We start from the raw sequence: 25,112 nt of genomic DNA, 5'->3' as shown, positions 1-25,112 counted from the left end.
GGCCGTTTGCAATGCGAGATTGAGGCCGCGCCTTACTTGGCTGCGGTCGGCAGCGGCGCCGGATTGTCCGACAGCGAGTTCAGATAGGCGAGCACGTCGGCGCGCTCGGAGTCTTTCTGGATGCCGGCAAAGCCCATCGCGGTGCCCGGGATGTAGCCCTTCGGGTTGGCGATGAACTGGTTGAGCGCGTCGATGGTCCAGGTGCCGCCCTTGGCCTTGATCGCGGCAGAGAAGTTGAAGCCACGGCCTTCGCCGACATGATCACCGACGATGCCGTAGAGGTTGGGACCGACGGCATTCTTGCCGCCCTTGTCGAAGGTGTGGCACGAGGCGCACTTCTTGGCGGCGGCGGCGCCCTTCTCGACCGAGGCGGTCTGCAAGAGCTTCTCGATCGGCTCGGCGGCGGCGGGCGCGGCACCCGACTTGGCGGCGCCCTCGGCCTCCTTCACGGCGATCTCGAAACCCGGCTTTTCCGGCATCTTCGGCGCGAAGATCGCGTTGGCGGAGAAGCTCGTGACCAGCACGACCAGACAGGCGGCCAGCACGGCGCCGAGGATTTTGTTCAGTTCGAAGGAGTCCATTTTGGAATCAGGCTCCGAGGGCGGAATTCATTGCTTGGGAGGCCGCGGGGCCGCGGCCGTGAATCGCCCCAGGACTCGAGAATGAACTCGTGAAGGCATCGAGCGGAATCGAGCCGTCGCGCCTCCCCCTGCGGCAGAAGTGAGATATCGGTTTGCCCGTGCTCTGGCAACCCGTATAAACGGGCTGTTTTTGCTGTCCCCACTCCCGTCCGGACGCGCTGTTGCGACCGGCTCCGACCTGCCGTTCCCCGGATGACCCGACCCAACATCCTCGTGCTGATTCCCGCCCGCATGGCCTCCACCCGCCTGCCCGGCAAGCCGCTGCTCGATATCGCCGGCCAGCCGATGATCGTGCAGGTGCTCCGCCGCGCGGAAGAGGCGGCGATCGGCCGCGTCGCGGTGGCGACCGACACGCCGGAGATCGCGGCTGCCGTGACCGCGGCCGGCGGCGAGGTGGTGATGACCAAGCCGGACCATCCCTCCGGCTCCGACCGCATCTACGAGGCGATGTGCAAGCTCGACCCGGGCGGCGAGGCCAAGATCGTGGTCAATCTGCAGGGCGATTTCCCAACGATTGATCCCCAGAGCATCAGCGACGTGCTGCCGCCGCTCGATGACCCCGCGGTCGACATTGCCACGCTCGCGGCCCAGATCCACACCGAGGAGGAGAGCCTCAATCCGAACGTGGTCAAAGCGGTCGGGTCTCCTCTGGGCGGCCGGCGCATGCGTGCGCTGTATTTCACCCGGGCCACGGCGCCACATGGCGACGGACCGCGCTACCACCATATCGGCCTCTACGCCTATCGCCGCGCGGCGCTGGAGCGCTTCGTCCGCCTGCCGCCGTCGCCGCTGGAGCAGCAGGAGAAGCTGGAACAGCTCCGCGCGCTCGAGGCCGGCATGCGCATCGACGTGATGGTCGTCGATGCCGTCCCGCGCGGCGTCGACACCCCGGCCGACCTCGAAACCGCACGCCGGCTGCTGTCACAGACCTAAGCTGCTACAAGGCCCCTCATGAGCAAGATCTTGAAAATCGCATTCCAGGGCGAGCCGGGAGCCAATTCCCACATCGCCATTTCCGAGGCCTATCCGACCGCCGAGGCCATGCCCTGCCCGACCTTCGAGGACGCGCTCAGCGCGATCTCGTCCGGAGAGGCGGATCTCGGCATGATCCCGATCGAGAATTCGGTGGCCGGCCGTGTCGCCGACATCCACCATCTGCTGCCGGGATCGGGCCTGTACATCATCGGCGAGTGGTTCCTGCCGATCCGCCATCAGCTGATGGCGCTGAAGGGCACCAAGCTCGCCGACATCAAGACCGTCGAGAGCCACGTCCACGCGCTCGGCCAGTGCCGCCGCATCATCCGGCAGCTCGGCATTCGTCCGATCGTCGCCGGCGACACTGCCGGCAGCGCGCGGGACGTCTCCCAACGGGGCGACAGAAGCGTCGCCGCGATCGCCTCGCGGCTTGCCGCGGACATTTACGGCCTCGAGATTCTCGCCGAGGACATCGAGGACGAGGCGCACAACACCACCCGCTTCGTCGTGCTCGCCCGCGAGCCGCAATGGGCCGAGCAGAATTCCGGCCCGCTGGTGACGAGCTTCGTGTTCCGCGTCCGCAACCTGCCGGCGGCGCTGTACAAGGCGATGGGCGGCTTTGCGACCAACGGCGTCAACATGACCAAGCTCGAGAGCTACATGGTCGACGGCAATTTCTTCGCCACGCAATTCTACGCCGATGTCGACGGCCATCCCGAGGACAAAGGCCTGGCCTTCGCGCTGGAGGAGCTGAAGTTCTTCTCGCGCGAGCTGCGGATCGTCGGCGTCTACCCGGCGCACCCGTTCCGCGCGACGTTCAGCGAGACGCGCGAGTAAGTCTCTCGTGTTGCCCCGGCGAACGCCGGGGCCCATCATCACAGGGCGGAGTGGTTGGAGCATGGTCTCTCCCACCGTCTTCTCGCCGCGACATCACGCGGTATGGGTCCCGGGTCGGCGCCCCACCAGCGCTGCGCGCTGCTGGGGCTTGCCCGGGACGACAGCGGAGGTTTACGGCACCCGCTACGGCTCGACATAGGCAGCGAGTTCGGCGGGCGTTCCCGTGGGGAAGGCCTCCTTCAAATGATCTAGGAATGCGGAGACGCGCGCGCTCAACAGGCGGCGGGACGGATACAGCGTCCAGAGCGCGACCGGCGGCACATCGACATCAGCCCAATGCACCAGCCGTCCCGCCGCGATGTCGCGGCCGGCCAGCGACAGCGGCAGGCAGGCGGCGCCGATGCCGGCGCGGACCGCGTCGCGGACCATGATCAGCGACGACATGCGCAGGATCGGATCGATGACGATCCTTGAGCGTCCGCTCGGCGTAGTGACGTCCCAGGCCGAGATCTGGTCGGTACTGCGCACGATCGCGGGGACTGCGGCGGCGTCCGCTGGCGGCGCAAGCGCGGGGTGGGCCACCACCACCATCTGGTCGCGCAGGAAGATACGGCCGACCAGGCTCTCGTCCGGGGCGGGATTGACCCGGATCACCAGGTCGTAGCCCTCCTCGACCATGTCGACGGTGCGGTCGTCGGTCGTCACGTCGAGCCGCACTTGCGGATATTTCAGCGCGAAGGTCGCCGCGAGCTTGCCCATCGCGGTCTGCGCGAACAGCAGCGGCGCGCTGATGCGCAGGCGGCCGCGCGGCGTCTGCCCGCCCGAGGCAATCGCAGCGACGGTCTCGTCGAGCTCGGTCAGCAGCGCGCCCGTGCGCTCGAACAGCGCCCGCCCCTCCTCGGTCAGCTTCAACGCGCGCCCGCCGCGCTCGATCAGCCGGATGTCGAGGCCCGCCTCGAGCTCCGCGACGCGGCGGGACAGCGTCGCTTTCGGACGGCCGCTGGCGCGCGCGGCGCGGCCGAAGCCGCCGTGACGGGCGACCAGCGTGAAGTCGGCGAGCGCCGGAAGATCCATCTGTTCCACTAGTGAGACGACCTGTCCAAATATAACGTCTATTGCCTCGCGTGTGGATCATTATTTTCCGGGCATCGCTTCATCCAACCCGGAGATACCCCCATGACCATCCTCGTCACCGGCGCCACGGGCACCGTCGGCCGTCACGTAGTCGACCACCTCACCAAGCGCGGCGCCGACGTGCGCGCCCTCGTCCGCGATCCCGCCAACGCCAACCTCCCGGGGGGAGTCGCCCTCGCCAAGGGCGACCTGCTCGACGTCGATTCGCTGCGTTCCGCCATGTCGGGCGTGTCGACGCTGTTCCTGCTCAATGCGGTCACGCCGGATGAATTCACTCAGGCGCTGGTCGCGCTCAATGTCGCCCGCGAAGCCGGCATCGAGCGCATCGTCTACCTCTCGGTGATCCACAGCGACGTCTACGTGAACGTGCCGCACTTCGCCGGCAAGTTCGCGGTCGAGCGGATGATCGAGCAGATGGGCCTGAACGCCACCATCCTACGGCCGGCGTACTTCATGAACAACGATCTCACGATCAAAGATGTCGTGCTCAACTACGGCGTCTATCCGATGCCGGTCGGCGCCAAGGGTCTCGCGATGATCGACGCCCGTGACATCGGCGAGATCGCGGCGGTCGAGCTGATCCGCCGTGAGCAGTCGGCAACACCGTTGCCGCTGACGCGTATCAACCTGGTCGGCCCGGACACGTTGACCGGCGCGGATGCCGCCGCTGCTTGGTCGGACATGCTCGGACGCTCGATCGCCTACGGCGGCGACGACACCGCGGGCTTCGAAACCAATCTGCGGCAGGTGATGCCGAGCTGGATGGCGTTCGACATGCGGCTGATGGCCGAGCGCTTCGTGAGCGACGGGATGGTGCCGGACGACGGTGATGTCGCGCGCCTCACCGCGCTGCTCGGCCGGCCGCTGCGCTCCTATCGCGACTTCGTCGCCGAGATCGCGGCCTCGGCCTGAGGCCGCACCGTCTGATCATCCCCCCAACAACATGCGGGCCGCAACGCGTCCCGCTTCCATCTGAAGGAGGCCGCCATGACCGGTCTGAACAACGACAACGCTACGACATCAAAGCCGAGCATCCTGGTGCTCGGCGCCACCGGCGGCACCGGGCAGCTGATCGTGCGCGACGCTCTGGCGCGCGGCTACAATGTCAGCGCGCTGGTGCGCTCGCCCGACAAGGCCGGCGATCTGCAAGGCGCGCGCCTGATCGTCGGCGATGCGCGCGATGAAGCCACGCTGCGCAAGGCGCTCAAGGGACAGGACGCCGTCATCAGCTCGCTGGGCACGGCGCTCAGCCCGCTCCGCGAGGTCACGGCGCTCTCGACGTCGACACGGGCGCTCGTCGCTGCGATGAAAGCCGAGCATGTTGCGCGTCTCGTCGCGATCACCGGGATCGGCGCCGGCGACAGCAAAGGGCATGGCGGCTTCGTCTACGACCGGCTGATCCTGCCGCTGCTGCTGCGCAACGTCTACGCCGACAAGAACCGGCAGGAGGCGATCATCCGCGACAGCGGCCTCGACTGGGTCATCGTCCGCCCGGCCATGCTCAACGACAAGCCGGGCGGCCAGGCAGTCCGCGCGCTGACGGATCTCTCAGGCTTCCACGGCGGCACGATCGCGCGGGCCGACGTCGCGCGCTTCGTTGTGGATCAGGTGAGCGACGACAGCTTCCTGCACCGTTCGCCGCTGATCACGTGGTGAGATGGATCGGGCGGGGTGCAGGCTCTGGTGCTTCAAGAGCCGACAGGCGCGGAGGGAAGAACGCGTCCACGCTTCCGTCATTCCGGGGCAATCGTCCATGCGGCGCATGGACGATTGAAACCGGAATCTCGAGATTGTGGGAAAGGGTGCAAACCAAGCTCGAGATTCCGGGTTCGAGGCCTGCGGCCTCGCCCCGGAATGACGTCGCGCAGATTACGCCGCCGCCTGGCGCGGCAGGCCGAAGGCGTCGGCGAGCAGGGTGTAGGAGCGCTTGCGGGCCTCGTGGTCGAAGATCGCGGTGATGACCATCAGCTCGTCGGCCTGGCTCGCCGCGATCATCGGATCGAGCTTGGCGCGCACCGTCGACGGCGAGCCGACGAACAGCCGCGAGCGGTTGCGCGCGATCGAAGCACGGTCGGAGTCTGTATACGGATAGGCTGCGGCCTCCTCGGGACTCGGCAGCGGCAGGAACTGGCCGCGATCGCGCCTGAGACGGTTGAGGTCCATCGACGACGCCAGCCGTTCGGCCTCAGCATCAGTCTCCGCCGTCACCACGGCCACCGCCAGGATCGCATGCGGCTGCGAGCGCCAGCGCGAGGCGATGAAATGGGCGCGATAATTGGTCATCGCGTCGATCGCATCGTGATTGGCGAAATGATGCGCGAAACCAAAGCCCATGCCCATCTGCGCCGAGAGCTCGCTGGAATAATCGCTGGAGCCGAGCAGCCAGATCGGCGGCAGCGGCGCATCGTCGGGCATCGCAATGACATTGTTGTAGGGATGGCCAGCGGGAAACTCACGCGTCTCCCACAAGGTCAGTTCGTGCAACCGCTCCAGAAAGTCGTCGCCCTCGCGGCGGTCGAGCCGGCTGCGCAGCGCGTAGGCCGTGGTGCCGTCGGTGCCGGGCGCACGGCCCAGACCGAGGTCGATGCGACCAGGGAAGAGCGCCTCCAGCATCTTGAAGCGCTCGGCCACCACCAGCGGCGCATGGTTTGGCAACATCACGCCGCCTGAGCCGACGCGGATATGCTTCGTCACGGCCGCGATCTGGCCGATCATGATGTCGGGCGCCGGGCTCGCCACCGAGACCAGGCTGTGATGCTCGGCGAGCCAGTAGCGGACATAGCCGAGCTGGTCGACATGGCGGGCCAGGTCGATGCTGTTGCGCAACGCCACGGATGCTGGCGTGGCCGTCGTGGTGACGGAGAGATCGAGGACTGAAATCGGGATCATGGCTTCAACCTAGTGACTGGGACGCCCGCCACAATGGGCCAAGCGCGCCGGTGGTCTGCCGGAAATGCAGGGATCAGATCGAAGTTCTGTTGGGACGATCAGGCTGTATACATTCAACGATCAACCCTATCCCACCCTAAAATTTGGGACGATTTAACTGGTTCGTCGCAACTTATATTGGTAACGCTGGTCTTTTCCCGCCCACTCGAAGATCCACAAACCACACCGAAAATGCCACTCATCCTCCCATTGTGGGCCAAATCCCATTTCCGGTGGGCTGTTTATTGCGGCGCACTTCCCCTATCTTGGCGCATCTGAGCAGCGATCCGCTCTCAAGTTGAAATTTACGCGCCATCGGGAACCTGCGCCGCCATGACCGACCTCGCCACCGCCATCACTGACGGACACGCCGCGATCATCCGGCCGAAAATCTCGTTCGAGTTCTTCCCGCCCAAGTCGGAGGACATGGACCGGACGCTGTGGAGTTCGATCGAGCGTCTCGCCCCCTTGGAGCCGAGCTTCGTCTCCGTGACGTATGGCGCCGGCGGCTCGACGCGCGAGCGCACCCACGCCACCATCGCGCGCATCCTGAAGGAAACCGCGCTGCTGCCGGCCGCGCATCTGACCTGCGTGGGCGCCTCCCGCGGCGAGATCGACGATGTGGTCGATCGCTATCACGAGGTCGGCGTCCGCCACATCGTGGCGCTGCGCGGCGATCCGCCCGGCGGCATCGGCACGCCCTACACCACCCATGCCGATGGCTATCAGAGCTCGCCCGAGCTGGTCGCCAGCATCAAGAAGCGGCATCCGGACATCGAGGTCACGGTCTCGGCCTATCCGGAGAAGCACCCGGAGAGCCGCGACTTCGACGCCGACATCGACATGCTCAAGGCCAAGGTCGATGCCGGCGCGACGCGGGCGATCACCCAGGTGTTCTTCGACAACGACGTCTACTTCCGCTACCTCGACCGCGTCCGGGCCCGCGGCATCGACATTCCGATCGTGCCGGGCATCATGCCCCTGCACAATTTCAAGCAGGCGCGCGGCTTCGTGAGCCGTAACGGCACCACCGTGCCGAGCTGGCTGGCCGAGAAGTTCGACGGGCTCGACGACGATCCCGAAACCCGCAAGCTGGTCGCGGCCACCGTCGCTGCCGGCCAGGTGCAGAAGCTCGCCAAGCATGGCGTCGACACCTTCCATTTCTACACCATGAACCGCGCCGACCTCGTGTTCGCGATCAGCCATCTGCTCGGCATTCGCCCGAAGTCCGCCCACAAGGCTGCCGCCTGATGTCCGCTCCTGTTTCCACCGCGCGTACCGCCTTTCTCGCTGCTGCCCGCGAGCGCATCCTCATTCTCGACGGCGCCATGGGCACGATGATCCAGGCGCTGCAGTTCGACGAGGCGGCCTTCCGCAGTGCGCGGTTCAAGGACTTCCACCGCGATCTGCGCGGCAACAATGATCTCTTGATCCTGACGCAGCCCGAGGCGATTGAGGACATCCACGCGCAATATCTGCGCGCCGGCGCCGATATCGTCGCCACCAACACCTTCTCGGCGACGTCGATCGCGCAGGCCGACTACGACCTGTCAGACATCATCTACGAGCTCAACCGCGAGGGCGCCCGGCTCGCGCGCAACGCGGCGATCCGCGTCGCGGCCGAGGACGGCAAACAGCGCTTCGTCGCCGGCGCGATGGGTCCGACCAACCGCACCGCCTCGATCTCGCCTGACGTCTCCAACCCCGGTTACCGCGCCGTCACCTTCGACGATCTGCGCCTCGCCTATGGCGAGCAGGCGCGCGGGCTGCTCGACGGCGGCGCCGACATTCTCTTGGTCGAGACCATCTTCGACACGCTCAACGCCAAGGCGGCGCTGTATGCGATTGCCGAGTTGTGCGAGGAACGCGGCATCGACGTGCCCGTGATGATCTCTGGCACCATCACCGACAAGTCCGGCCGCCTGCTGTCGGGCCAGATGCCGGAGGCGTTCTGGAATTCGGTGCGTCACGCCAAGCCGCTGACGATCGGCTTCAACTGCGCGCTCGGCGCCGAGGATCTGCGCGCCCATGTCGCCGATATCGGCCGTGTCGCCGATACGCTGGTCTGCGCCTATCCGAATGCCGGCCTGCCCAATGAGTTCGGCCAGTATGACGAGACCCCGGCCTACATGGCGCGGCTGATCGGCGAATTCGCGAGCGCGGGCCTCGTCAACATCGTCGGCGGCTGCTGCGGCACCACGCCGGACCACATCGCGGCGATCGCCGCCGCGGTCGCCCCGCACAAGCCCCGCGCCGTGCCTGAGATCGCGCCGCGGCTGCGGCTGTCGGGCCTGGAGCCGTTCGAGCTGACGCCGGCCATTCCGTTCGTCAATGTCGGCGAGCGCACCAACGTCACGGGCTCGGCCAAATTCCGTAAGCTGATCACCGCGGGCGACTACACCGCTGCGTTGCAGGTCGCGCGCGACCAGGTCGAGAACGGTGCCCAGGTCATCGACGTCAATATGGACGAGGGTCTCCTGGACTCGGAAGCCGCGATGCGGACCTTCCTCAACCTCGTCGCCGCCGAGCCGGACATCGCACGCGTGCCTGTCATGGTCGATTCCTCGAAATTCCACGTCATCGAGGCCGGCCTGAAATGCGTGCAGGGCAAGCCGGTGGTGAACTCGATCTCGCTGAAGGAAGGCGAGGAGAAGTTCATCCACGAGGCGAAGATCGCGCGCCGCCACGGCGCCGCTGTCGTCGTGATGGCGTTCGACGAGACCGGCCAGGCCGACACCTACCAGCGCAAAACCGAGATCTGCGCCCGGGCCTACAAGATCCTGGTCGAGACGGTGGGCTTCCCGCCCGAGGACATCATCTTCGATCCGAACATCTTTGCGATCGCGACCGGGCTCGAGGAGCATAACAACTACGGCGTCGACTTCATCGAGGCGACACGCTGGATCCGCCAGAACCTGCCGCATGCCCACATTTCCGGCGGCGTGTCCAATCTGTCGTTCTCGTTCCGCGGCAACGAGCCGGTGCGCGAGGCCATGCACTCGGTGTTCCTGTATCACGCCATCAAGGCGGGCATGGACATGGGCATCGTCAATGCCGGGCAGATGATCGTCTATGACGACATCGATCCTGAGCTGCGCCAGGTGTGCGAGGACGTCATCCTCAACCGCGATCCCGGCGCATCCGAGCGGCTGCTGGCGCTGGCGGAGAAATTCCGTGGGAAGGAGCGGCAGACCAAGGAGGCCGATCTCGCCTGGCGCGAATGGCCGGTCGGCAAGCGGCTTTCCCACGCGCTGGTGCACGGCATCACCGAGTTCATCGAGCTGGACACCGAAGAGGCGCGCGCCGCCTCGACGCGGCCGCTCGACGTCATCGAAGGCCCGCTGATGGCCGGCATGAACGTGGTCGGCGATCTGTTCGGCGACGGCAAGATGTTCCTGCCGCAGGTCGTGAAGTCGGCGCGCGTGATGAAGCAGGCGGTCGCCTATCTGATGCCGTTCATGGAGGCCGAGAAGGCCGCCAACAAGGGCCGCGCCAACGAACGCTCCAATGCCGGCAAGATCGTGCTCGCCACCGTCAAGGGCGACGTCCACGACATCGGCAAGAACATCGTCGGCATCGTGCTCCAGTGCAACAATTTCGAGGTCATCGACCTCGGCGTGATGGTGCCCGCGGCCAAGATCATCGAGACGGCGAAGGCGGAGAATGCCGACATCATCGGCCTCTCCGGCCTGATCACGCCGTCGCTCGACGAGATGGCCTATCTCGCCTCGGAGATGGAGCGCCAGGGCCTCAACGTGCCGCTCCTGATCGGCGGGGCCACCACGAGCCGCGTCCACACCGCCGTGAAGATCGATCCGAACTACCAGGGCGGCCCGGTGGTGCATGTCAACGACGCCAGCCGCGCCGTGGGCGTGGCTTCGTCGCTGCTGTCGCCGGAGCGCAAGGATGCCTATGCCGCCGATATCCGCACCGAGTATCAGAAGATCGCCGCGGCGCATCTGCGCGGCCAGGCCGACAAGAAGCGGCTGTCGCTGATTGACTCCCGCGCCAACGCGCCGAAGGTCGATTTCGCCAAGGCGAAGCCGGTGAAGCCGACGTTCCTTGGGACGAAGACCTTCGTCGACTACGATCTCGCCGAGCTCGTGCCCTATATCGACTGGACGCCGTTCTTCCAGACCTGGGAGCTGGCGGGGCGTTTCCCAGCCATCCTCGACGACGCCAAGGTCGGCGAGGCCGCGCGGGCGCTGTATGACGACGCGCTCAAGATGCTGAAGCGGATCGTCTCCGAGAAGTGGTTCACGGCGCGCGCCGCGATCGGCTTCTGGCCGGCCAACGCTGTCGGCGACGACATCGTGCTGTATGCCGACGATAGCCGTACCCAGGAGCTTGCGACGCTGCACACGCTGCGCCAGCAGCTCGAGAAGCGCGAGGGCCGCTTCAACACCGCGCTGTCCGACTTCGTCGCGCCCGTGGGTTCAGGCGTGCCGGACTATGTCGGCGGCTTCGTCGTGACGACGGGGATCGGCGAGGACGCCGTCGCCGACCGCTTCAAGAACGCCAATGACGACTACTCCTCGATCCTGGTCAAGGCGCTGGCCGACCGCCTCGCCGAGGCCTTCGCCGAGCGTCTGCATGCCCGCGTGCGCCGCGAGTTCTGGGCCTATGCGCCGGATGAGACGCTCTCGCCCGACGATCTGATCCTGGAGAAGTACCAGGGCATCCGTCCGGCTCCCGGCTATCCGGCGCAGCCTGACCATACCGAGAAGGCGACCTTGTTCGAACTGCTGGATGCGGAGACAAACGCCGGCGTGCGCCTCACCGAAAGCTTTGCGATGTGGCCGGGCTCGTCGGTCTCGGGCCTCTACTTCGCCTCGCCGGAGAGCTTCTATTTCGGCGTCGGCAAGATCGAGCGCGACCAGGTCGAGGACTACGCCGCACGCAAGGGCATGACGGTGGCTGAGGTCGAGCGCTGGCTGGCGCCGATCCTGAACTACATCCCGGCGAGAGGCGGACAACAGGCGGACGCCGCGGCGCGCCCTGTCGCCTCGCCCGCTCCCGCCCCAGCCAACGACGCCACCCCCGCCGAGCTCGCCAGCCATCCCGCCGGCTGCACCTGCGCGGTGCATCTGGCCTGGCGCAAGAAGGCGGTCGGCGCGAAATAGCCGGCACTGCCTCCCCACCCACAGCTGTCGTCCCTGCGAACGCAGGGACCCATACCGCGTGATGCATCCGTAGTCTGCGGTGGCTGATATCGAGCAAAACAACCACGCCCTGTGGTTATGGGTCCCTGCGTTCGCAGGGACGACACCGGTTGTGACGGACGGCTATCGATTCCCACGTTTGCCCGCGCGGCCTCGACACCCACAGCCGTCGTCCCTGCGAACGCAGGGACCCATACCGCGTGATCCCTCCGTAGTCTGCGGTGGCTGAAACCGAGCAAAAACAACTTCTCCCTGGGGTTATGGGTCCCTGCGTTCGCAGGGACGACACCAGTTGTGAGGCACCCTGGTCGGCTCACACGCAGATCTTAGTCTGGCCGCCCCGGCCGTGTCCCCCGCGCCACGGCGGCTCCGAATGACAAAGCGCCACAGCTGACGTGGCCCGATCCGGCGTGGACATCGCCGCCGTAACCGGCTGAAATGCCCCGGGGGCGACGGGTGGTTTTGGTTCATGTCGTTGCAGTTCAGGCTTGCGTCGCGAAACCTGTTCCATGACAGGCTGCGCTTCGTCGCGACCGTCATCGGCATCATCTTCTCGATCGTGCTGGTGACCGTGCAGATGGGCCTTTATGTCGGCTTCCGCCGCATGGTGACGACCATGATCGACCATTCCCCGGCGCAGCTGTGGATCATGCCCGTCGGCACCAAATGCTTCGAGGACCCCTCGCTGCTCGACGAGCGGCAGCGGTTCCGCGCGCTGGCCGTTCCGGGCGTCGCCGAGGCCACGCCGCTCGTCATCGGCTATGCGCAATGGCGCTTGCCGCAGGGCACCACGACGCCGGTGTTCGTGGTCGGCTCGGAGCTTCGCGGGCTCGGCCTGCATCCGTGGAATGTGGTCGAGGGCCGGCTCGACGATCTCTCGGTGCCCGGCGCGGTCGCGATCGACCAGACCTATTTCGAGCGGCTGGGCATTTCAGGCGTGGAGCAGACCGCCGAGCTGCGTGACCGCAAGGTGCAGGTGATGGCGGTGAGCAAGGGCATCCGCTCGTTCACGACCACGCCCTATGTGTTCACCGATGTCGAGCGCGCGCGCACCTACACCGGGACGACGCCGAGCAAGGCGTCCTATCTGCTGGTGCGGCTCGCACCCGACGCGGATCTTTGGAAAGTGCAGCAGGCCCTGCGCGACAGCCTGGGGAATGTCGAGGTGCTGACCGCAGCCGAGTTTCGCAACCGCAGCCGCTCGTTCTGGCTGTTCGGCACCGGCGCGGGCGCGGCGCTGTTCGCGGGCGCGCTGCTCGGGGTAATCGTCGGCACGGTGATCGTGGCGCAGACGCTCTATTCCAGCACCAAGGATCATCTCAACGAATTCGCGACGCTGCGCGCGATCGGTTCGTCGAGCCGCTACATCTACACCGTCATCATCTGGCAGGCGCTGCTCAGCGCCATCGTCGGTTTCGCCGGTGCGGCGGGCATCGGCAAGGTCGTGGCCGCGGCCACCGCGGAATCGGCACTACCGGTGATCATGACTCCGTTGCTCACGGTCGCGCTGTTCGCCCTGACGGTGACGATGTGCGTCGGCTCGGCGATCACGGCGATCGTCAAGGTGATGCGCATCGATCCGGCCATGGTGTTCTCGCGATGAGCGACATCGTGCTCGAAGCCACCGATCTCGTGCATCACCTCGGCCAGGGCGCCGGCCGGGTGCAGGCGCTGAAGGGCGTCAGCCTGTCGTTGAAGGGCGGCGAGCTGGTGCTGCTGATGGGCCCATCCGGCAGCGGCAAGACCACGCTGCTGTCGATCCTCGGCTGCCTGATGACGCCGGATGCCGGCACGGTGAAGGTCGGCGGCCAGGCCGTCGCCGCGCTCGACGCCGAGGCGCTGGCCAAGCTCCGGCGCGAGCGCATCGGCTTCATCTTCCAGTCCTACCATCTGTTTCCGACGCTCAACGCCGAGGACAATGTCCGGCTCGCGCTCGATGTCCGCGGCGAGTGGGCGCGCGCGGCGAAGCTGGCCTCGCGCGAGGTGCTGGCCACCGTCGGTCTCGGCCACAAGCGCAAATCGCTGCCGCGCGAGCTCTCCGGCGGCGAGCAGCAGCGCGTCGCGATCGCCCGCGCCATCGTCGGCAAGACACAGGTGATCCTCGCCGATGAGCCCACCGGCGCCCTCGATACCTCGAACGGCCAGGCGATCATGACGCTGCTCGCCGACATCGCCAAGGATCCGTCGCGCGCGGTGCTGGTCGTGACGCATGACCCGCGCATTCTGCCGTTCGCCAGCCGCGTCGTTCATATCGAGGACGGCCGGATCGTCCGCGAGGAGGCCGTGGGAGAGTCGATGAAGAAGGTCTCGAACGCATGATCTCGGCAGCTTCACTTCGCGCCGCGCTTGGCCTCGTTGCGGCGGCAGCCTTGGCGCTCGCTATTGCGCCGGCCGGGAGCGCACCAGCGGCGCGCGCGGCCAATGCGCAGGAGGAGCGCTGGCTCGCGGTGGCGCCCGGCCGCGTCGAGCCGGCGTCCGGCCTGATCAAGCTCGGCGCGCCCGTGGTGGCGCCGATCCAGGAGGTGCTGGTCAAGCCGGGCGACACGGTGTTCGCCGGCCAGGCCTTGCTGCGCCTTGCCGACGCCGAGGCGCGCGCGCAACTCGCCAGCGCGGAGGCGCAGGCCGCGATGCGCAAGCGCGTCCGCAACAAGGAATCGACGCCGTCGGGCGCCGGCCCGCGCCGCCGCGCCGAGGATGGCGTGGCCGACGCGCAGGCGGCCGTGTTCGACGCCCGCGCCGCGCTCGACAAGGCGGTGGCCGAGCGGCGCACCGGACGCGGCGCCGACAGCGATGTCGAGGCTGCACGGACGCAGCTGGCGAATGCCCTGACCAAGCTGGATCAGCAGACCGACGAACTGCGCAAGGTCACCGCCGATGCGCCGCTGCCGATCAGCGCCGAGGGGCAGCTCAACGTCGCCCGCAGCGACCTGCAGGCGGCTCGTGCGACGCTGGAGAAGCTCACCCTCCGCGCCCCGCTCGACGGCACGGTGCTGCAGGTCAACGCGCGCGCCGGCGAGATCGCCTCACCGCAAGCCGCGCAGCCGCTGGTGCTGCTCGGCGACATGTCATCCCTGCGCGTGCGCGCAGAGCTCGACCAGCGCGATCTCGACAAGATCAAGCCCGGCCAGCAGGCCGTGGTCCGCTGCGACGCCTTCCGCGGCCGCGACATCGCCGGCAAGGTCGCTGCCGTCGCCCCGCTGGTCGAGAGCAGCCGCACTGCGGCGCTCAGCCAGCGCAACATGACCGACGTGGATGTCGTGGAGGTGCTGGTGGATCTCGCCGAGCCCGGCCCGTTCGCGGTGGGCATGAAGGTGGATGTGTATTTCAAGCCGTGAGGTGAGGGTCATTCGATCCGCGAGCTCAAGACGTGCTATCCCGGCCAAATAGATCGAGCCCACCTGAACGCGGCTGGCTCGATGAGGGGGTGCAGGTCTCTCCACGAGCACTCCAGGCGCGTTTGCCCCGTACTAACACTTCCCGCGCGGCTGCCCCTCACCCCAACCCTCTCCCCGTAAGAACGGGGAGAGGGAGCGCAGCGTCGCCGCGGCAACAGCTTCGTCCGACACATCAATCCCCGCTCGGCGGAGCCAGCGGCTGCACGATCTCCTGGAACGGCGGCAGCGCCTCGCAGCGCGCGGCATGTGCCGCCAGCGCCGGATAGCGCGCCGCATCGAACAGATGCGGATGGGCCTCCGACGTGAAGCGCAGCATGCAGGCGACGGCGATGTCGGCATGGCCGATCTCCTCGCCGTACCAATAGTGCGCCGTCGCGGCGGCGCGCTCGGCCTCCAGCATCGCCAGCACGCCTGAGATCTGCGCTTCGCAACGCGCGACCCACAGCGCGAGGCGATCCTTGCGCAGCACGCGCTCGTAGATCAGGCTGACGGCCTTGTCGCCGAGCCCGGTGGCGAGCGCGATCGTATGCAGCTGCTGACGGCGCACTCCGCCGCGCGCCGCGAGCATCGCGCGCGCAGGCCCCACGGCTTCATCGAGATGATCGAGGATCGCGGCCGAGTCGATCAGCGCCTCGCCGTCGTCGAGCACCAGCACCGGCACGCGCAGCAGCGGATTATACGGCGCGATCTTGTCGGCGTCGCCGAAGGTCGACCACGGTCTGTGCTCGAACGGAATCCCGTAGAGCCGAAGGGCGATCGCGGTGCGGCGGACGAAGGGCGAGTCGTATTGGCCGATCAGGAACATGGCGCATCCTCTTCTGGGCGCGCCATTGAAGCGTCATTCGCACGCGTTGTCAGCTGGCGAGTTCAGGCGAGCAGCGGCACGTGAGGTGCGACATCGCGCGGCAGGGTGCCGTCGAGCCGCGGGTCTGGCGCGATCTCGATCTGGCGGCGATAGGGACGGAAGCCGGAGCGCTGATAGAAGGCCAGCGCGCGCGGATGATCGAAGCTGCAGGTATGGACCCAGAGCCGCGTCAGCGGCTGGGCCCAGGCGCGGCGCAGCGCGTGGTTCATCAGATAACGGCCAGCGCTCGTGCCGATCAGCTTCGACGTCACGCCGAACAGCACCAGCTCGCACTCGTTCTTCTTGCTGAAGTCGAGCTCCAGCAGAGCCTCGTCGCCGCCGGCATGCTCCAGCGTGGTGATTTCGACGCCTTCGGCGCGGATGGTCCTCGAGAGCTCCGCCTCGCTCATCCGCAGCCGCTGGGTCCACAGCCATTCCGAACCGACGCGCGCGTAGAGGTCGCGGTACCAGGCGGGATCGGGCTGCGCGACGCGGCGCAATGCCCAATCGCCGATGGGATCAGGCCGCAGCACCGGCGGCGCCAGCATCTCCAGCGACGTCACGACCGCGGCGACCTTGCCGGGCGGCACATCAAAATAGCCGTCGGGAACAGACACCGCCCTACTCGCCTTCGTCGCTCGCCAGCACGCCCTTGACGGCGCGGGCCCAGCCAGCGAGCTTGCGCTGCCGGGTGGCGGCGCTCATCGCCGGCCGGAAGCGGTGCTCGAGCCGCCAATTGTCGGCGAATTTCTCCGGCTCGGGATAGACGCCGGCCTGGAGGCCGGCCAGATAGGCGGCGCCGAGCGCGGTCGTCTCCTGGATCATCGGGCGATCGACCGGCGCGTCGAGCAGGTCGGCGAGGCGCTGCATGGTCCAGTCCGACGCCGTCATGCCGCCGTCGACGCGCAGCACGATGGTGGCCGCGGACGCATCGGGCCAGTCGGCGCGCATCGCCGCCCACAGATCGTAGGTCTGATAGCAGACACTCTCCAGCGTCGCATGCGCGAGCTCGGCCGGGCCGGTGTTGCGGGTGAGGCCGAACAGCGCGCCGCGGACGCGCGGATTCCAATAGGGCGCACCGAGGCCGACGAAGGCCGGCACCAGATAGACCGACTGCATCGAGTCGGACTTGTCGGCGAGCGGACCGGTTTCGGCGGCGTGCTTGATGATGCCGAGCCCGTCGCGCAGCCATTGCACGGCCGAGCCCGCGACGAAGATCGAGCCCTCCAGCGCGTAGGTCCGGACGCCGTTCAACTGATAGGCGATGGTGGTGAGCAGCTTGTTGTTCGACTTCACCGGCGTGGCGCCGGTGTTGAGCAGCGCGAAGCAGCCGGTGCCATAGGTCGACTTCATCATGCCCGGCGTGAAGCAGGCCTGACCGATGGTTGCCGCCTGCTGATCGCCGGCGATGCCTGCGACCTTGATGGGGCCGCCGAACAGGTCGGGCGTGGTGGTGCCGAAATCGGCGGACGAATCCTTCACCTCGGGCAGCATCGAGCGCGGCACGCGCAACAGGTTCAGCAGCGTGTCATCCCAGGTGCCGTTGTGGATGTTGAACAACAGGGTGCGCGAGGCATTGGTGGCGTCGGTGGCGTGCACCTTTCCGCCGGTCAGCCGCCACAGCAGGTAGCAGTCGACGGTGCCGAACATCAGCTCACCGCGCTCGGCGCGCTCGCGCGCGCCCGGCACGTGGTCGAGGATCCAGGCCACCTTGGTGCCGGAGAAGTAGGGATCGATGATCAGGCCGGTTCTGGCGCTGACGTCAGGCTCATGGCCTTCGGCCTTGAGCTTCGCACAGATATCGGCGGTGCGGCGGTCCTGCCAGACGATGGCGCGATGCACGGCCTGCCCGGTGGCGCGGTCCCACACCACGGTGGTCTCGCGCTGGTTGGTGATGCCGATCGCGGCGATATCCTTGGCCGCGAGACCTGCCTTCTCGAGCGCATCGCGGCAGGTCATCACAGTCGAGGTCCAGATGTCCTCCGGCTCATGCTCGACCCAGCCCGAGGCCGGGAAATGCTGCGGGAATTCCTGCTGCGCCACCGCGGCAATCGAGATGTCGGAGCGGAACACCATCGCGCGCGAGGACGTGGTGCCCTGATCGATGGCCAGCACGAAGGACATAGAGTTTCTTCCCGGGAAGTTGACGACGTTGGGCCGACAAGCAAGCGGATTGGCGGGGGAAGGTCAATATCTCTTGGCGCGGTCATTGCGAACGGGGCTCATAGCCACGGTCACCCGTTTTGACGCGGTATCGTTCAGCCAGTGCGCATCATCACGCCTGCCTGGGCGTCGGTCCCGGATCGGCGCGCGCCTGCCGCGCGCTTGTCCGGGACGACACCGGAGGATGAGGTGGCGATCTTGATTGTCTTGACGCGCCGCGACCGCAAACTCCGCTGTCGTCCCTGCGAACGCAGGGACCCATACCGCGCGATCCGTCGGTGAGGCACAACTGCCAGTCATCGTCTCAGCCCGGCCGGTGGTTATGGGTCCCTGCGTTCGCAGGGACGACAGCGGGGGCTACACCGCCGCCGTCGTCACACCACCGTCGACGACGATGGTCTGCCCCGTCATGAAGGTCGAGGCATCCGACGCCAGATAGGCGACTGCGCCGGCGATCTCGTGCGGCTCGCCGATGCGGCGGAGCGGCGTGGTGGCGCAGCGCTGCTTCAGGCGGGCTTCGTCCTCCCACAGCGCGCGGGCGAAATCGGTCTTGACCAGGCCGGGCGCGACGCAATTGATGCGCACGCCCTGCGGGCCCCATTCGCCGGCGAGGCTGCGGCACAGCGAAAAATCCGCGGCCTTGGAGATGCCGTAGGCGCCGATCACGGTCGAGCCGCGCAGGCCGCCGATCGAGGAGACGATGATGACCGAGCCCTTGCCCCTGACGGCCATCGGCGGGATCGCCTTGGCGCAGAGCCACAGATTGCTCTTCACGTTGGAGGCCATGATCTTGTCGAAGGCCTCGTCCGTGATGTCGAGCAGCGGGCCGTAATACGGATTCACCGCGGCGTTGCAGACGAGGATGTCGACCTGGCCGTAATGCTTCACGGCGCCGTCGATCAGCGCGTCGACCTCGGCGCGGCGGGAGATATTGCAGGCAATGACGTGGGCCTCGCCGCCATGGGCGCGAATGCCGCTCGCGACCTCCTCGCAGGCGTCGGCCTTGCGGCTGGAGATCACGACCTTGGCGCGGAGCTGCGCGAGCAGCTCCGCGGAGGCACGGCCGATGCCGCGGCTGGAGCCGGTGATGACGGCGACCTGTCCAGCGAGGTTGAAGGGATTGGGGGTCATGTTCTGCTTTCTCCGCCGTGTCCTCACATTCGCCGTCATCGCCCGGCTTGACCGGGCGATCCAGTACGCCGCGGCGATCGTGATGAATCGCGACCTCTCTGGATACTGGATGCCCCGCTTTCGCGGGGCATGGCAGACATCGTAACAACTTCGAGATTCAGGGCTCACGCGCTTGCGCGCGTGCCCCGGAATGAGGTCGTGGGATCAGATCAACCCACCCGCCTCGCTGACGCGGCGCATGTGGTAGTCGGTGTCGCCGAAGGTCAGCTCGATCATCGACAGCCGCTTGAAGTAATGGCCGATCTTGGCCTCCATCGTCATGCCGATGCCGCCATGGAGCTGGACCGACTGCTGGCCGACGAACTTGGCCGATTTGCCGATCTGCACCTTGGCCGCGGCGATCGAGGTGGCGCGCTCCTTGGCGTCGTCGAACTCGGCGGCCATGGTGGCGAACATCGACATCGAGCGAGCCTGCTCCAGCGCCACGAACATGTCGGAGGCGCGGTGCTGCAGCGACTGGAACGAGCCGATGGCGACGCCGAACTGCTTGCGCGTCTTGATGTACTCGACCGTGGTCTTCAGCGACTCGTCCATCAGGCCGACCGCTTCCGCGCACAGCGCGATGCGGGCCTCGTCGACGACACGCTCGATCAGCGGCAGGCCGTTGGCGGCATCGCCGATCACGGCGTCAGCACCGACCTCCACTCCCGTGAAGGTGATGTCCGCCGCGTGCAGACCGTCCTGCGTCGGATAGCCTTTGCGGGTGACGCCCTTCGCATCGGCCGGCACGATGAAGACGCCGATGCCGGACTTGTCGCGCTGGCCGCCGGAGGTGCGCGCGGTGACGATCAAGGTGTCGGCATTCTCGCCGTTGAGCACGACGAACTTCTCACCGTCGATGACCCAGCCATCGCCCTTCTTCTTCGCGGACGTGGCGACGTCGAACAGATCGTAGCGCGACTGCTTCTCGAGCTGGGCGAAGGCGAACGTCTTGCTGCCGTCGATGATTGCAGGCAGATGCGCCGCCTTCTGCGCCGCCGAGCCGCCATGGCGCAGGAAGCCGCCCGACAGCACGACGGTCGCGAGATAGGGCTCGAGCACCAGCGCGCGGCCCATCGCCTCCATCACGATCATGGTCTCGACGCCGCCGGCGCCGAAGCCGCCATCTTCCTCGGAGAACGGCAGGCCGAGCAGGCCCTGCTCGGCGAGCTTGGACCACATCGCGCGGCTCCAGCCGCCCTTTTCCTTCATGTACAGCTTGCGCTTGTCGAAATCATAGGCATCCGCCAGCAGGCCGTCGATGCTGTCCTTGAGGAGGCGCTGCTCCTCGGTGAGATCAAAATCCATTGGTTGATTCTCCAGTATCCCCATTCTCCGTCATGCCCGCGCTTGTCGCGGGCATCCACGTCGGGCCACTGCGGGGCTCCGCGTGGATGGCCGGGTCAAGCCCGGCCATGACGGCGTGCGTTGTCGAAGCGCTGCGGCTCACAAATCAGAGCCCCAGCACCGCCTTGGCGATGATGTTGCGCTGGATCTCGTTGGAGCCGCCGTAGATCGAGACCTTGCGGTTGTTGAAGTAGCTCGGCGCGATCTGGGCGGTCCAATCCATGGTCTCGTTGCTGTCGTCGTCGCCGTGAACGTCGTACGGCGCGGCGAACGGGCCGATCACTTCCATCAGGAGCTCGGTGGTGGTCTGCTGAATCTCGGAGCCCTTGATCTTCAGCACCGACGACGCCGGGTTGGGCTTGCCCTTGCCGTGCTTACCCTCGTCGGCGACGACCCGCAGCTGCGTCAATTCCAGCGCCTTCAGCTCGACCTCGCAGGCCGTGAGCTTCTCGCGGAACGACGGATCCTCCAGCACCGGGCGACCGCCGGACTCGACCTTGGCGGCGAGCTCCTTGATGCGGCGGATGCGCTCCTTGGAGACCCCGACGCGGGCAATGCCGGTGCGCTCATTGCCGAGCAGGAATTTTGCGTAGTCCCAGCCCTTGTTCTCCTCGCCGATCAGGTTCTCGATCGGCACTTCGACGTCGTCGAAGAACACCTCGTTGACCTCACGGCCGCCGTCGATGGTCTGGATCGGACGCACCGTGACGCCCTTCGACTTCATGCTGAAGACGATGAAGGAGATGCCCATCTGCTTCTTGGCAGAGGGATCTGTGCGGCACAGGCAGAAGATCATGTCGGCGTGCTGGGCGAGCGTGGTCCAGGTCTTCTGGCCGTTGATGATCCACTTGTCGCCGCGGCGCTCGGCCTTGGTCTTCAGCGACGCGAGGTCGGAGCCCGAGCCCGGCTCGGAGAAGCCCTGGCACCACCAATCGTCGACATTGGCGATGCGTGGCAGGTACTTCTTCTTCTGCTCCTCGTTGCCGAAGGTGTAGATGACCGGGCCGACCATGCTGACGCCGAAGGCGAGCGGCTGCGGCGCCGGATAGGCCTGCAGCTCCTCGTTGAAGATGTAGTGCTGCACCGAGCTCCAGCCGGTGCCGCCATATTCCGTCGGCCAGTGCGAGACGCCCCAGCCCTTCTTGTTGAGGATGCGCCACCAGGTCACCATCTCGTCCTTCGACAGATGCCGGCCCTCGACCATCTTGCGGCGCGTCTCAGGCGGCACGTTGTCCTTGAAGAACTGCCTGACTTCCTCGCGGAACGCCTGCTCTTCCTTGGTAAATGCAAGATCCATTGGATCGCTCCCGTTTGTATCTCGATTTTTTCGTCACATTCCGCTGTCGTCCCTGCGAAAGCAGGGACCCATAACCACCGGCTGACGCTGGGGTCGCAGGCGTCTGCCAAGGTGCCCCAAGCAACATCACGCGGTATGGGTCCCGGATCTGCGCCCGCAAGCGCGTTGCGCTTGCGGGCTTGTCCAGGACGACACCTGTTAGAAATCCCGGGCGAACTCGCCCGGGACGACAGCCTTATTTCTTACTGCAGCACCTCGAACAGGCCGGCGGCGCCCATGCCGCCGCCGACGCACATGGTGACGACGGCGTATTTGGCCTTGCGGCGGCGGCCCTCGATCAGCGCGTGGCCGGTAAGGCGTGCGCCCGACATGCCGTAGGGATGGCCGACCGAGATCGCGCCGCCATTGACGTTGATCTTGTCCGGATCGATGCCGAGCTTGTCGCGGCAATACAGCACCTGCACCGCGAACGCCTCGTTCAGCTCCCACAGGCCGATGTCGTCGACCGACAGGCCATGGCGCTTCAACAGACGCGGCACAGCAAAGACAGGGCCGATGCCCATCTCGTCCGGCTCGCAGCCATGCGAGACGAAGCCGCGGAAGATGCCGAGCGGCTGCAGGCCGCGCTTGGCGGCGTTGGCATCGCTCATGATCACGCAAGCCGAAGCGCCGTCCGACAGCTGGCTGGCATTGCCGGCGGTGATCGAGAAGCCGTCGCCGCGCACAGCCTTCAAGCCGGCGAGACCTTCAGCCGTCGTCTCCGGGCGCGGACCCTCGTCCTGCGACAGGGTGATGTCCTTGAACGAGATGTTGCCGGTGGCCTTGTCGGTGACGGCCATCTTGGTCGAGATCGGCGCCAGCTCCTCGTTGAACTTGCCGCCCTGCTGCGCGGCGGCGGTGCGGCGCTGGCTCTCCAGCGCATATTCGTCCTGGCGCTCGCGCGAGATGCCGTAGCGCTTGGCGACGATCTCGGCGGTGTCGATCATCGGCATGTAGACGTCGCCCTTGATCTCGAGCAGCGCTGGGTCGGTGGCCTGGAAGCTGTTCATCTTGTCGTTCTGGACCAGCGAGATCGACTCGCCGCCGCCGCCGACCGCGATCTCGACGCCGTCGAAGAGCACCGAGCGCGCCGCGAGCGCGATGGCCTGCAGGCCGGAGGCGCACTGGCGGTCGATCGTGGTGCCGCCGACCGACACCGGCAGGCCGGCGCGCAGCAGCGCCTTGCGGGCGATGTTGCCGCCGGTCGAGCCCTGCTGCAGGGCCGCACCCATCACGACGTCTTCGACCTCGGCCGGATCGATCTTGGCGCGCTTGACGGCCTCGCCGATGGCATGGCCGAGCAAGGTGGCGCCGCCGGTGGCGTTGAGCGCGCCGCGATAAGCCTTGCCGATCGGCGTGCGGGCGGTGGAAACGATGACGGCATCGGTCATGGGCGACCTCCTGTTGTTTGTTACGATTGTTTGCTGTGAGATGGTGGTGACTGCTGCTGGCGCAATTCGTGACGCGATAATTTGCCGACCGGCGTGCGCGGCAGCTCGTCGACGAACTCGACCGCCGCCGGCAATTCGTGCTTGCCGAGCTTGCCGGTGAGGAAGGTGCGGAGCTCCTCGACCGGGAACGGCGCGAAGCCGTCGCGCAGCTTGATGAAGGCCTTGGCGGCCTCCCCGCGATAGGTGTCGGGAATGCCGATCACGATGACTTCCTGTACCGAAGGATGCGTGTAGATCGCCTGCTCGATCATCTGCGGATAGACGTTGAAGCCGCCGGAGATGATCATGTCCTTCTTGCGGTCGACCAGGAAGTAGAAGCCGTCGGCGTCGACATAGCCGATGTCGCCGGTGAGGAAATGATCGCCGACGAAGGACTGCGCCGACTCCTCGGGCCTGTTCCAATAGCCCTTGGTGACGTTCGGTCCCTTGACGCGGATCTCGCCGACCTCATTGATGCCGAGCACCTTGCCGGGATCTTCGAGCGACACGACATCCATCTCGATGCCGGGCAGAGCGATACCGATCGAGCCGGGCTTGTCCGGCCCCTCCTTCGGATGGCTGGTGCCGGGCGAGCAGGTCTCGGTCATGCCCCAGCCGCTCTTCAGCTTCATGCCGACGCGGCGCTCGAGGATGCGCGCGACCTCGACCGGCAGCGGCGCGCCGCCGGAGCCGACGCTGGTCAGCGACGACAGATCGCGCTTGTCGAGATCGGGCAGGTTGGCGATCGCGATCCACATCGTCGGCACGCCCGGGAAATAGGTCGCGCGCTTCACCTCGATGTCGCGCATGACAGCCTCGACGTCGAAGCGTTGATGCAGCGAGACCAGGCTGCCGATGCGCAGCGCGGTCAGCAGCACGACGCTCAGCGCGTAGATGTGGAACAACGGCAGCACGCAGATGACGCGGTCGCCACCGTCATGCTGGGTCCGTGTGGCGCGGCCCCAGATCTCGATGATCGAGACCGCTGACGTGAGATTGCCATGCGTCAGCATCGCGCCCTTGGGCAGGCCGGTGGTGCCGCCGGTGTATTGCAGCAACGCGATGTCGTCAGGCGAGATGGCGGGCCATACCGCGGGCGCTGCGGCGCCCTCGACGAAGGCGCGGTGGGTGATCACGGCGGGATTGTCGGGCAGCGCCGTCTGCGGCGTGCCGACCTTGCCCCAATGATCATCCTCGCAGACGATCAGACGATCGAGCAGACCCTTCGCCAGGAACTTGAGCGCCATCGGCAGCAGCGCCGAGAGGTTCGACGTCACCAGGATGCGCGCGCCGGAATCGCTGAGCTTGTGCGACAGCGCGATCTCGCCATCGAGCGGCGACAGATGCACGACGCGGGCGCCGGCTTTGAGCGCGCCGAAGAAGTTGATCGGATGGTCGGGCGTATTGCCGAGGAACAGAGCAATCGAGGCGCCCTTGCCGAAGCCAGCGCGGAGAAAGGCGGCGGCGGCCTGGTCGACGAGCCCGGCAAGCTCATTGAAGCTGATCGGACGGTCGCGGAATTCCAGGGCATGGCGATCGCCGAAATCGTTTGCGGACTTCGCCAGCAGATCCGGCAACGTGCCACTTGCGAGCGGCGCGTCCCAGCGGACGCCTTCGGGATAGAACTGTTCGCCGGGATGGGTCATGCAGGCTCGACTTCCGTTCGCGTAAGACAGCCCCGCTGCTTCCGTACCCTCCCCCCTTGTGGGGGAGGGTCAGGGAAGGGGGTGGCTCCGGGCGAGACTGCCGG

The 25,112-nt window shown here is 66.8% G+C and carries 20 protein-coding genes; 9 read left to right on the top strand and 11 right to left on the bottom strand.

Translation table 11 applies throughout. From position 1 onward, the window contains the following. Window positions 1-32: 32 nt before the first annotated feature. Window positions 33-581 carry a cytochrome c family protein gene (locus NLR35_RS09585; RefSeq protein WP_257166321.1) on the bottom strand — a complete coding sequence of 183 codons (549 nt, stop codon included), beginning with the start codon at window positions 579-581 and terminating at the stop codon, window positions 33-35. 252 nt (window positions 582-833) lie between these two features. Here NLR35_RS09585 and NLR35_RS09580 point away from each other — a divergent pair, with 252 nt between their 5' ends. After that, the gene (locus tag NLR35_RS09580; RefSeq protein ID WP_257166320.1) at window positions 834-1,574 is read left to right on the top strand and encodes a 3-deoxy-manno-octulosonate cytidylyltransferase; all 741 of its coding nucleotides are present in this window, start codon (window positions 834-836) and stop codon (window positions 1,572-1,574) included. A gap of 18 nt (window positions 1,575-1,592) precedes the next feature. After that, window positions 1,593-2,453 carry a prephenate dehydratase gene (locus NLR35_RS09575; protein ID WP_257166319.1) on the top strand — a complete coding sequence of 287 codons (861 nt, stop codon included), beginning with the start codon at window positions 1,593-1,595 and terminating at the stop codon, window positions 2,451-2,453. 183 nt (window positions 2,454-2,636) lie between these two features. Here NLR35_RS09575 and NLR35_RS09570 read toward each other — a convergent pair whose 3' ends face one another. Then, window positions 2,637-3,527, bottom strand: a complete 891-nt coding sequence (locus NLR35_RS09570) for a LysR family transcriptional regulator (RefSeq protein ID WP_257166318.1) — start codon at window positions 3,525-3,527, stop codon at window positions 2,637-2,639. A gap of 102 nt (window positions 3,528-3,629) precedes the next feature. On the opposite strand from NLR35_RS09570, the gene NLR35_RS09565 reads away from it, so the two are divergent. Together NLR35_RS09565 and NLR35_RS09560 are read left to right on the top strand one after the other, a co-directional pair. Beyond that, entirely contained in the window at window positions 3,630-4,499 is an 870-nt protein-coding gene (locus NLR35_RS09565; protein ID WP_257166317.1) for an SDR family oxidoreductase, read from the top strand. A gap of 75 nt (window positions 4,500-4,574) precedes the next feature. Continuing rightward, complete coding sequence (locus tag NLR35_RS09560; protein ID WP_257166316.1) at window positions 4,575-5,243, top strand: NAD(P)-dependent oxidoreductase; 669 nt, start codon at window positions 4,575-4,577, stop codon at window positions 5,241-5,243. A 213-nt stretch (window positions 5,244-5,456) separates the two neighbouring features. On the opposite strand, the gene NLR35_RS09555 is transcribed toward NLR35_RS09560, so the two are convergent. Further along, a complete protein-coding gene (locus NLR35_RS09555) occupies window positions 5,457-6,476 on the bottom strand; it encodes an LLM class flavin-dependent oxidoreductase (protein WP_257166315.1) in 1,020 nt (339 codons plus the stop codon). Window positions 6,477-6,848: 372 nt separating this feature from the next. Here NLR35_RS09555 and metF point away from each other — a divergent pair, with 372 nt between their 5' ends. The 5 genes from metF (at window position 6,849) to NLR35_RS09530 (ending at window position 15,012) form a co-directional block, all read left to right on the top strand. After that, the gene (gene metF / locus NLR35_RS09550; RefSeq protein WP_257166314.1) at window positions 6,849-7,766 is read left to right on the top strand and encodes a methylenetetrahydrofolate reductase [NAD(P)H]; all 918 of its coding nucleotides are present in this window, start codon (window positions 6,849-6,851) and stop codon (window positions 7,764-7,766) included. Next, entirely contained in the window at window positions 7,766-11,638 is a 3,873-nt protein-coding gene (metH, locus tag NLR35_RS09545) for a methionine synthase (protein ID WP_257166313.1), read from the top strand. The genes metF and metH overlap by 1 nt, the downstream gene beginning before the upstream one ends. A gap of 508 nt (window positions 11,639-12,146) precedes the next feature. Further along, on the top strand, window positions 12,147-13,280 hold the full coding sequence (locus NLR35_RS09540; RefSeq protein WP_257166312.1) for an ABC transporter permease: 1,134 nt from the start codon (window positions 12,147-12,149) through the stop codon (window positions 13,278-13,280). After that, the gene (locus NLR35_RS09535; RefSeq protein WP_257166311.1) at window positions 13,277-13,996 is read left to right on the top strand and encodes an ABC transporter ATP-binding protein; all 720 of its coding nucleotides are present in this window, start codon (window positions 13,277-13,279) and stop codon (window positions 13,994-13,996) included. Before NLR35_RS09540 ends, NLR35_RS09535 begins: the two co-directional genes overlap by 4 nt. Further along, entirely contained in the window at window positions 13,993-15,012 is a 1,020-nt protein-coding gene (locus tag NLR35_RS09530) for an HlyD family secretion protein (protein ID WP_257166310.1), read from the top strand. Before NLR35_RS09535 ends, NLR35_RS09530 begins: the two co-directional genes overlap by 4 nt. A gap of 232 nt (window positions 15,013-15,244) precedes the next feature. Here the strand turns inward: NLR35_RS09530 and NLR35_RS09525 are convergent, their stop codons facing one another. The 8 genes from NLR35_RS09525 to pimA all read right to left on the bottom strand — a co-directional run bounded on the left by NLR35_RS09525 (window position 15,245) and on the right by pimA (window position 25,008). Beyond that, the gene (locus tag NLR35_RS09525) at window positions 15,245-15,877 is read right to left on the bottom strand and encodes a glutathione S-transferase family protein (RefSeq protein WP_257166309.1); all 633 of its coding nucleotides are present in this window, start codon (window positions 15,875-15,877) and stop codon (window positions 15,245-15,247) included. Window positions 15,878-15,939: 62 nt separating this feature from the next. Continuing rightward, window positions 15,940-16,533 (bottom strand): GNAT family N-acetyltransferase, encoded by a 594-nt coding sequence (locus tag NLR35_RS09520; RefSeq protein ID WP_257166308.1) that lies wholly within the window; start codon window positions 16,531-16,533, stop codon window positions 15,940-15,942. A gap of 4 nt (window positions 16,534-16,537) precedes the next feature. Further along, entirely contained in the window at window positions 16,538-18,040 is a 1,503-nt protein-coding gene (gene glpK, locus NLR35_RS09515) for a glycerol kinase GlpK (RefSeq protein WP_257166307.1), read from the bottom strand. 396 nt (window positions 18,041-18,436) lie between these two features. After that, complete coding sequence (locus NLR35_RS09510) at window positions 18,437-19,210, bottom strand: SDR family NAD(P)-dependent oxidoreductase (protein ID WP_257166306.1); 774 nt, start codon at window positions 19,208-19,210, stop codon at window positions 18,437-18,439. A gap of 204 nt (window positions 19,211-19,414) precedes the next feature. Continuing rightward, on the bottom strand, window positions 19,415-20,557 hold the full coding sequence (pimD, locus tag NLR35_RS09505; RefSeq protein ID WP_257166305.1) for a pimeloyl-CoA dehydrogenase small subunit: 1,143 nt from the start codon (window positions 20,555-20,557) through the stop codon (window positions 19,415-19,417). A gap of 145 nt (window positions 20,558-20,702) precedes the next feature. Then, a complete protein-coding gene (gene pimC / locus NLR35_RS09500) occupies window positions 20,703-21,893 on the bottom strand; it encodes a pimeloyl-CoA dehydrogenase large subunit (RefSeq protein WP_257166304.1) in 1,191 nt (396 codons plus the stop codon). 242 nt (window positions 21,894-22,135) lie between these two features. Further along, window positions 22,136-23,323, bottom strand: coding sequence for an acetyl-CoA C-acyltransferase (locus tag NLR35_RS09495; RefSeq protein ID WP_257166303.1), 1,188 nt, complete (start codon window positions 23,321-23,323; stop codon window positions 22,136-22,138). Between the two features lie 20 nt (window positions 23,324-23,343). Further along, complete coding sequence (gene pimA / locus NLR35_RS09490) at window positions 23,344-25,008, bottom strand: dicarboxylate--CoA ligase PimA (RefSeq protein ID WP_257166302.1); 1,665 nt, start codon at window positions 25,006-25,008, stop codon at window positions 23,344-23,346. Between the last annotated feature and the right edge of the window lie 104 nt (window positions 25,009-25,112).

It is taken from the genome of Bradyrhizobium sp. SRS-191 (assembly GCF_024586915.1).
Taxonomy (GTDB): Bacteria; Pseudomonadota; Alphaproteobacteria; order Rhizobiales; family Xanthobacteraceae; genus Bradyrhizobium.
The sequence above is the reverse complement of the archived record's forward strand: the minus strand, read 5'-3'. Positions and strand labels throughout refer to the sequence as shown.

Coding starts and splice junctions, on each gene's coding strand:
- NLR35_RS09575 (WP_257166319.1), top strand. CDS start 1,593: ATGAGCAAGATCTTGAAAATCGCATTCCAGGGCGAGCCGGGAGCCAAT.
- NLR35_RS09585 (WP_257166321.1), bottom strand. CDS start 581: ATGGACTCCTTCGAACTGAACAAAATCCTCGGCGCCGTGCTGGCCGCC.
- NLR35_RS09570 (WP_257166318.1), bottom strand. CDS start 3,527: ATGGATCTTCCGGCGCTCGCCGACTTCACGCTGGTCGCCCGTCACGGC.
- NLR35_RS09565 (WP_257166317.1), top strand. CDS start 3,630: ATGACCATCCTCGTCACCGGCGCCACGGGCACCGTCGGCCGTCACGTA.
- NLR35_RS09580 (WP_257166320.1), top strand. CDS start 834: ATGACCCGACCCAACATCCTCGTGCTGATTCCCGCCCGCATGGCCTCC.
- NLR35_RS09560 (WP_257166316.1), top strand. CDS start 4,575: ATGACCGGTCTGAACAACGACAACGCTACGACATCAAAGCCGAGCATC.
- metH (WP_257166313.1), top strand. CDS start 7,766: ATGTCCGCTCCTGTTTCCACCGCGCGTACCGCCTTTCTCGCTGCTGCC.
- NLR35_RS09495 (WP_257166303.1), bottom strand. CDS start 23,323: ATGACCGATGCCGTCATCGTTTCCACCGCCCGCACGCCGATCGGCAAG.
- glpK (WP_257166307.1), bottom strand. CDS start 18,040: ATGTCCTTCGTGCTGGCCATCGATCAGGGCACCACGTCCTCGCGCGCG.
- NLR35_RS09535 (WP_257166311.1), top strand. CDS start 13,277: ATGAGCGACATCGTGCTCGAAGCCACCGATCTCGTGCATCACCTCGGC.
- NLR35_RS09555 (WP_257166315.1), bottom strand. CDS start 6,476: ATGATCCCGATTTCAGTCCTCGATCTCTCCGTCACCACGACGGCCACG.
- pimD (WP_257166305.1), bottom strand. CDS start 20,557: ATGGATTTTGATCTCACCGAGGAGCAGCGCCTCCTCAAGGACAGCATC.
- metF (WP_257166314.1), top strand. CDS start 6,849: ATGACCGACCTCGCCACCGCCATCACTGACGGACACGCCGCGATCATC.
- pimA (WP_257166302.1), bottom strand. CDS start 25,008: ATGACCCATCCCGGCGAACAGTTCTATCCCGAAGGCGTCCGCTGGGAC.
- NLR35_RS09530 (WP_257166310.1), top strand. CDS start 13,993: ATGATCTCGGCAGCTTCACTTCGCGCCGCGCTTGGCCTCGTTGCGGCG.
- pimC (WP_257166304.1), bottom strand. CDS start 21,893: ATGGATCTTGCATTTACCAAGGAAGAGCAGGCGTTCCGCGAGGAAGTC.
- NLR35_RS09525 (WP_257166309.1), bottom strand. CDS start 15,877: ATGTTCCTGATCGGCCAATACGACTCGCCCTTCGTCCGCCGCACCGCG.
- NLR35_RS09540 (WP_257166312.1), top strand. CDS start 12,147: ATGTCGTTGCAGTTCAGGCTTGCGTCGCGAAACCTGTTCCATGACAGG.
- NLR35_RS09510 (WP_257166306.1), bottom strand. CDS start 19,210: ATGACCCCCAATCCCTTCAACCTCGCTGGACAGGTCGCCGTCATCACC.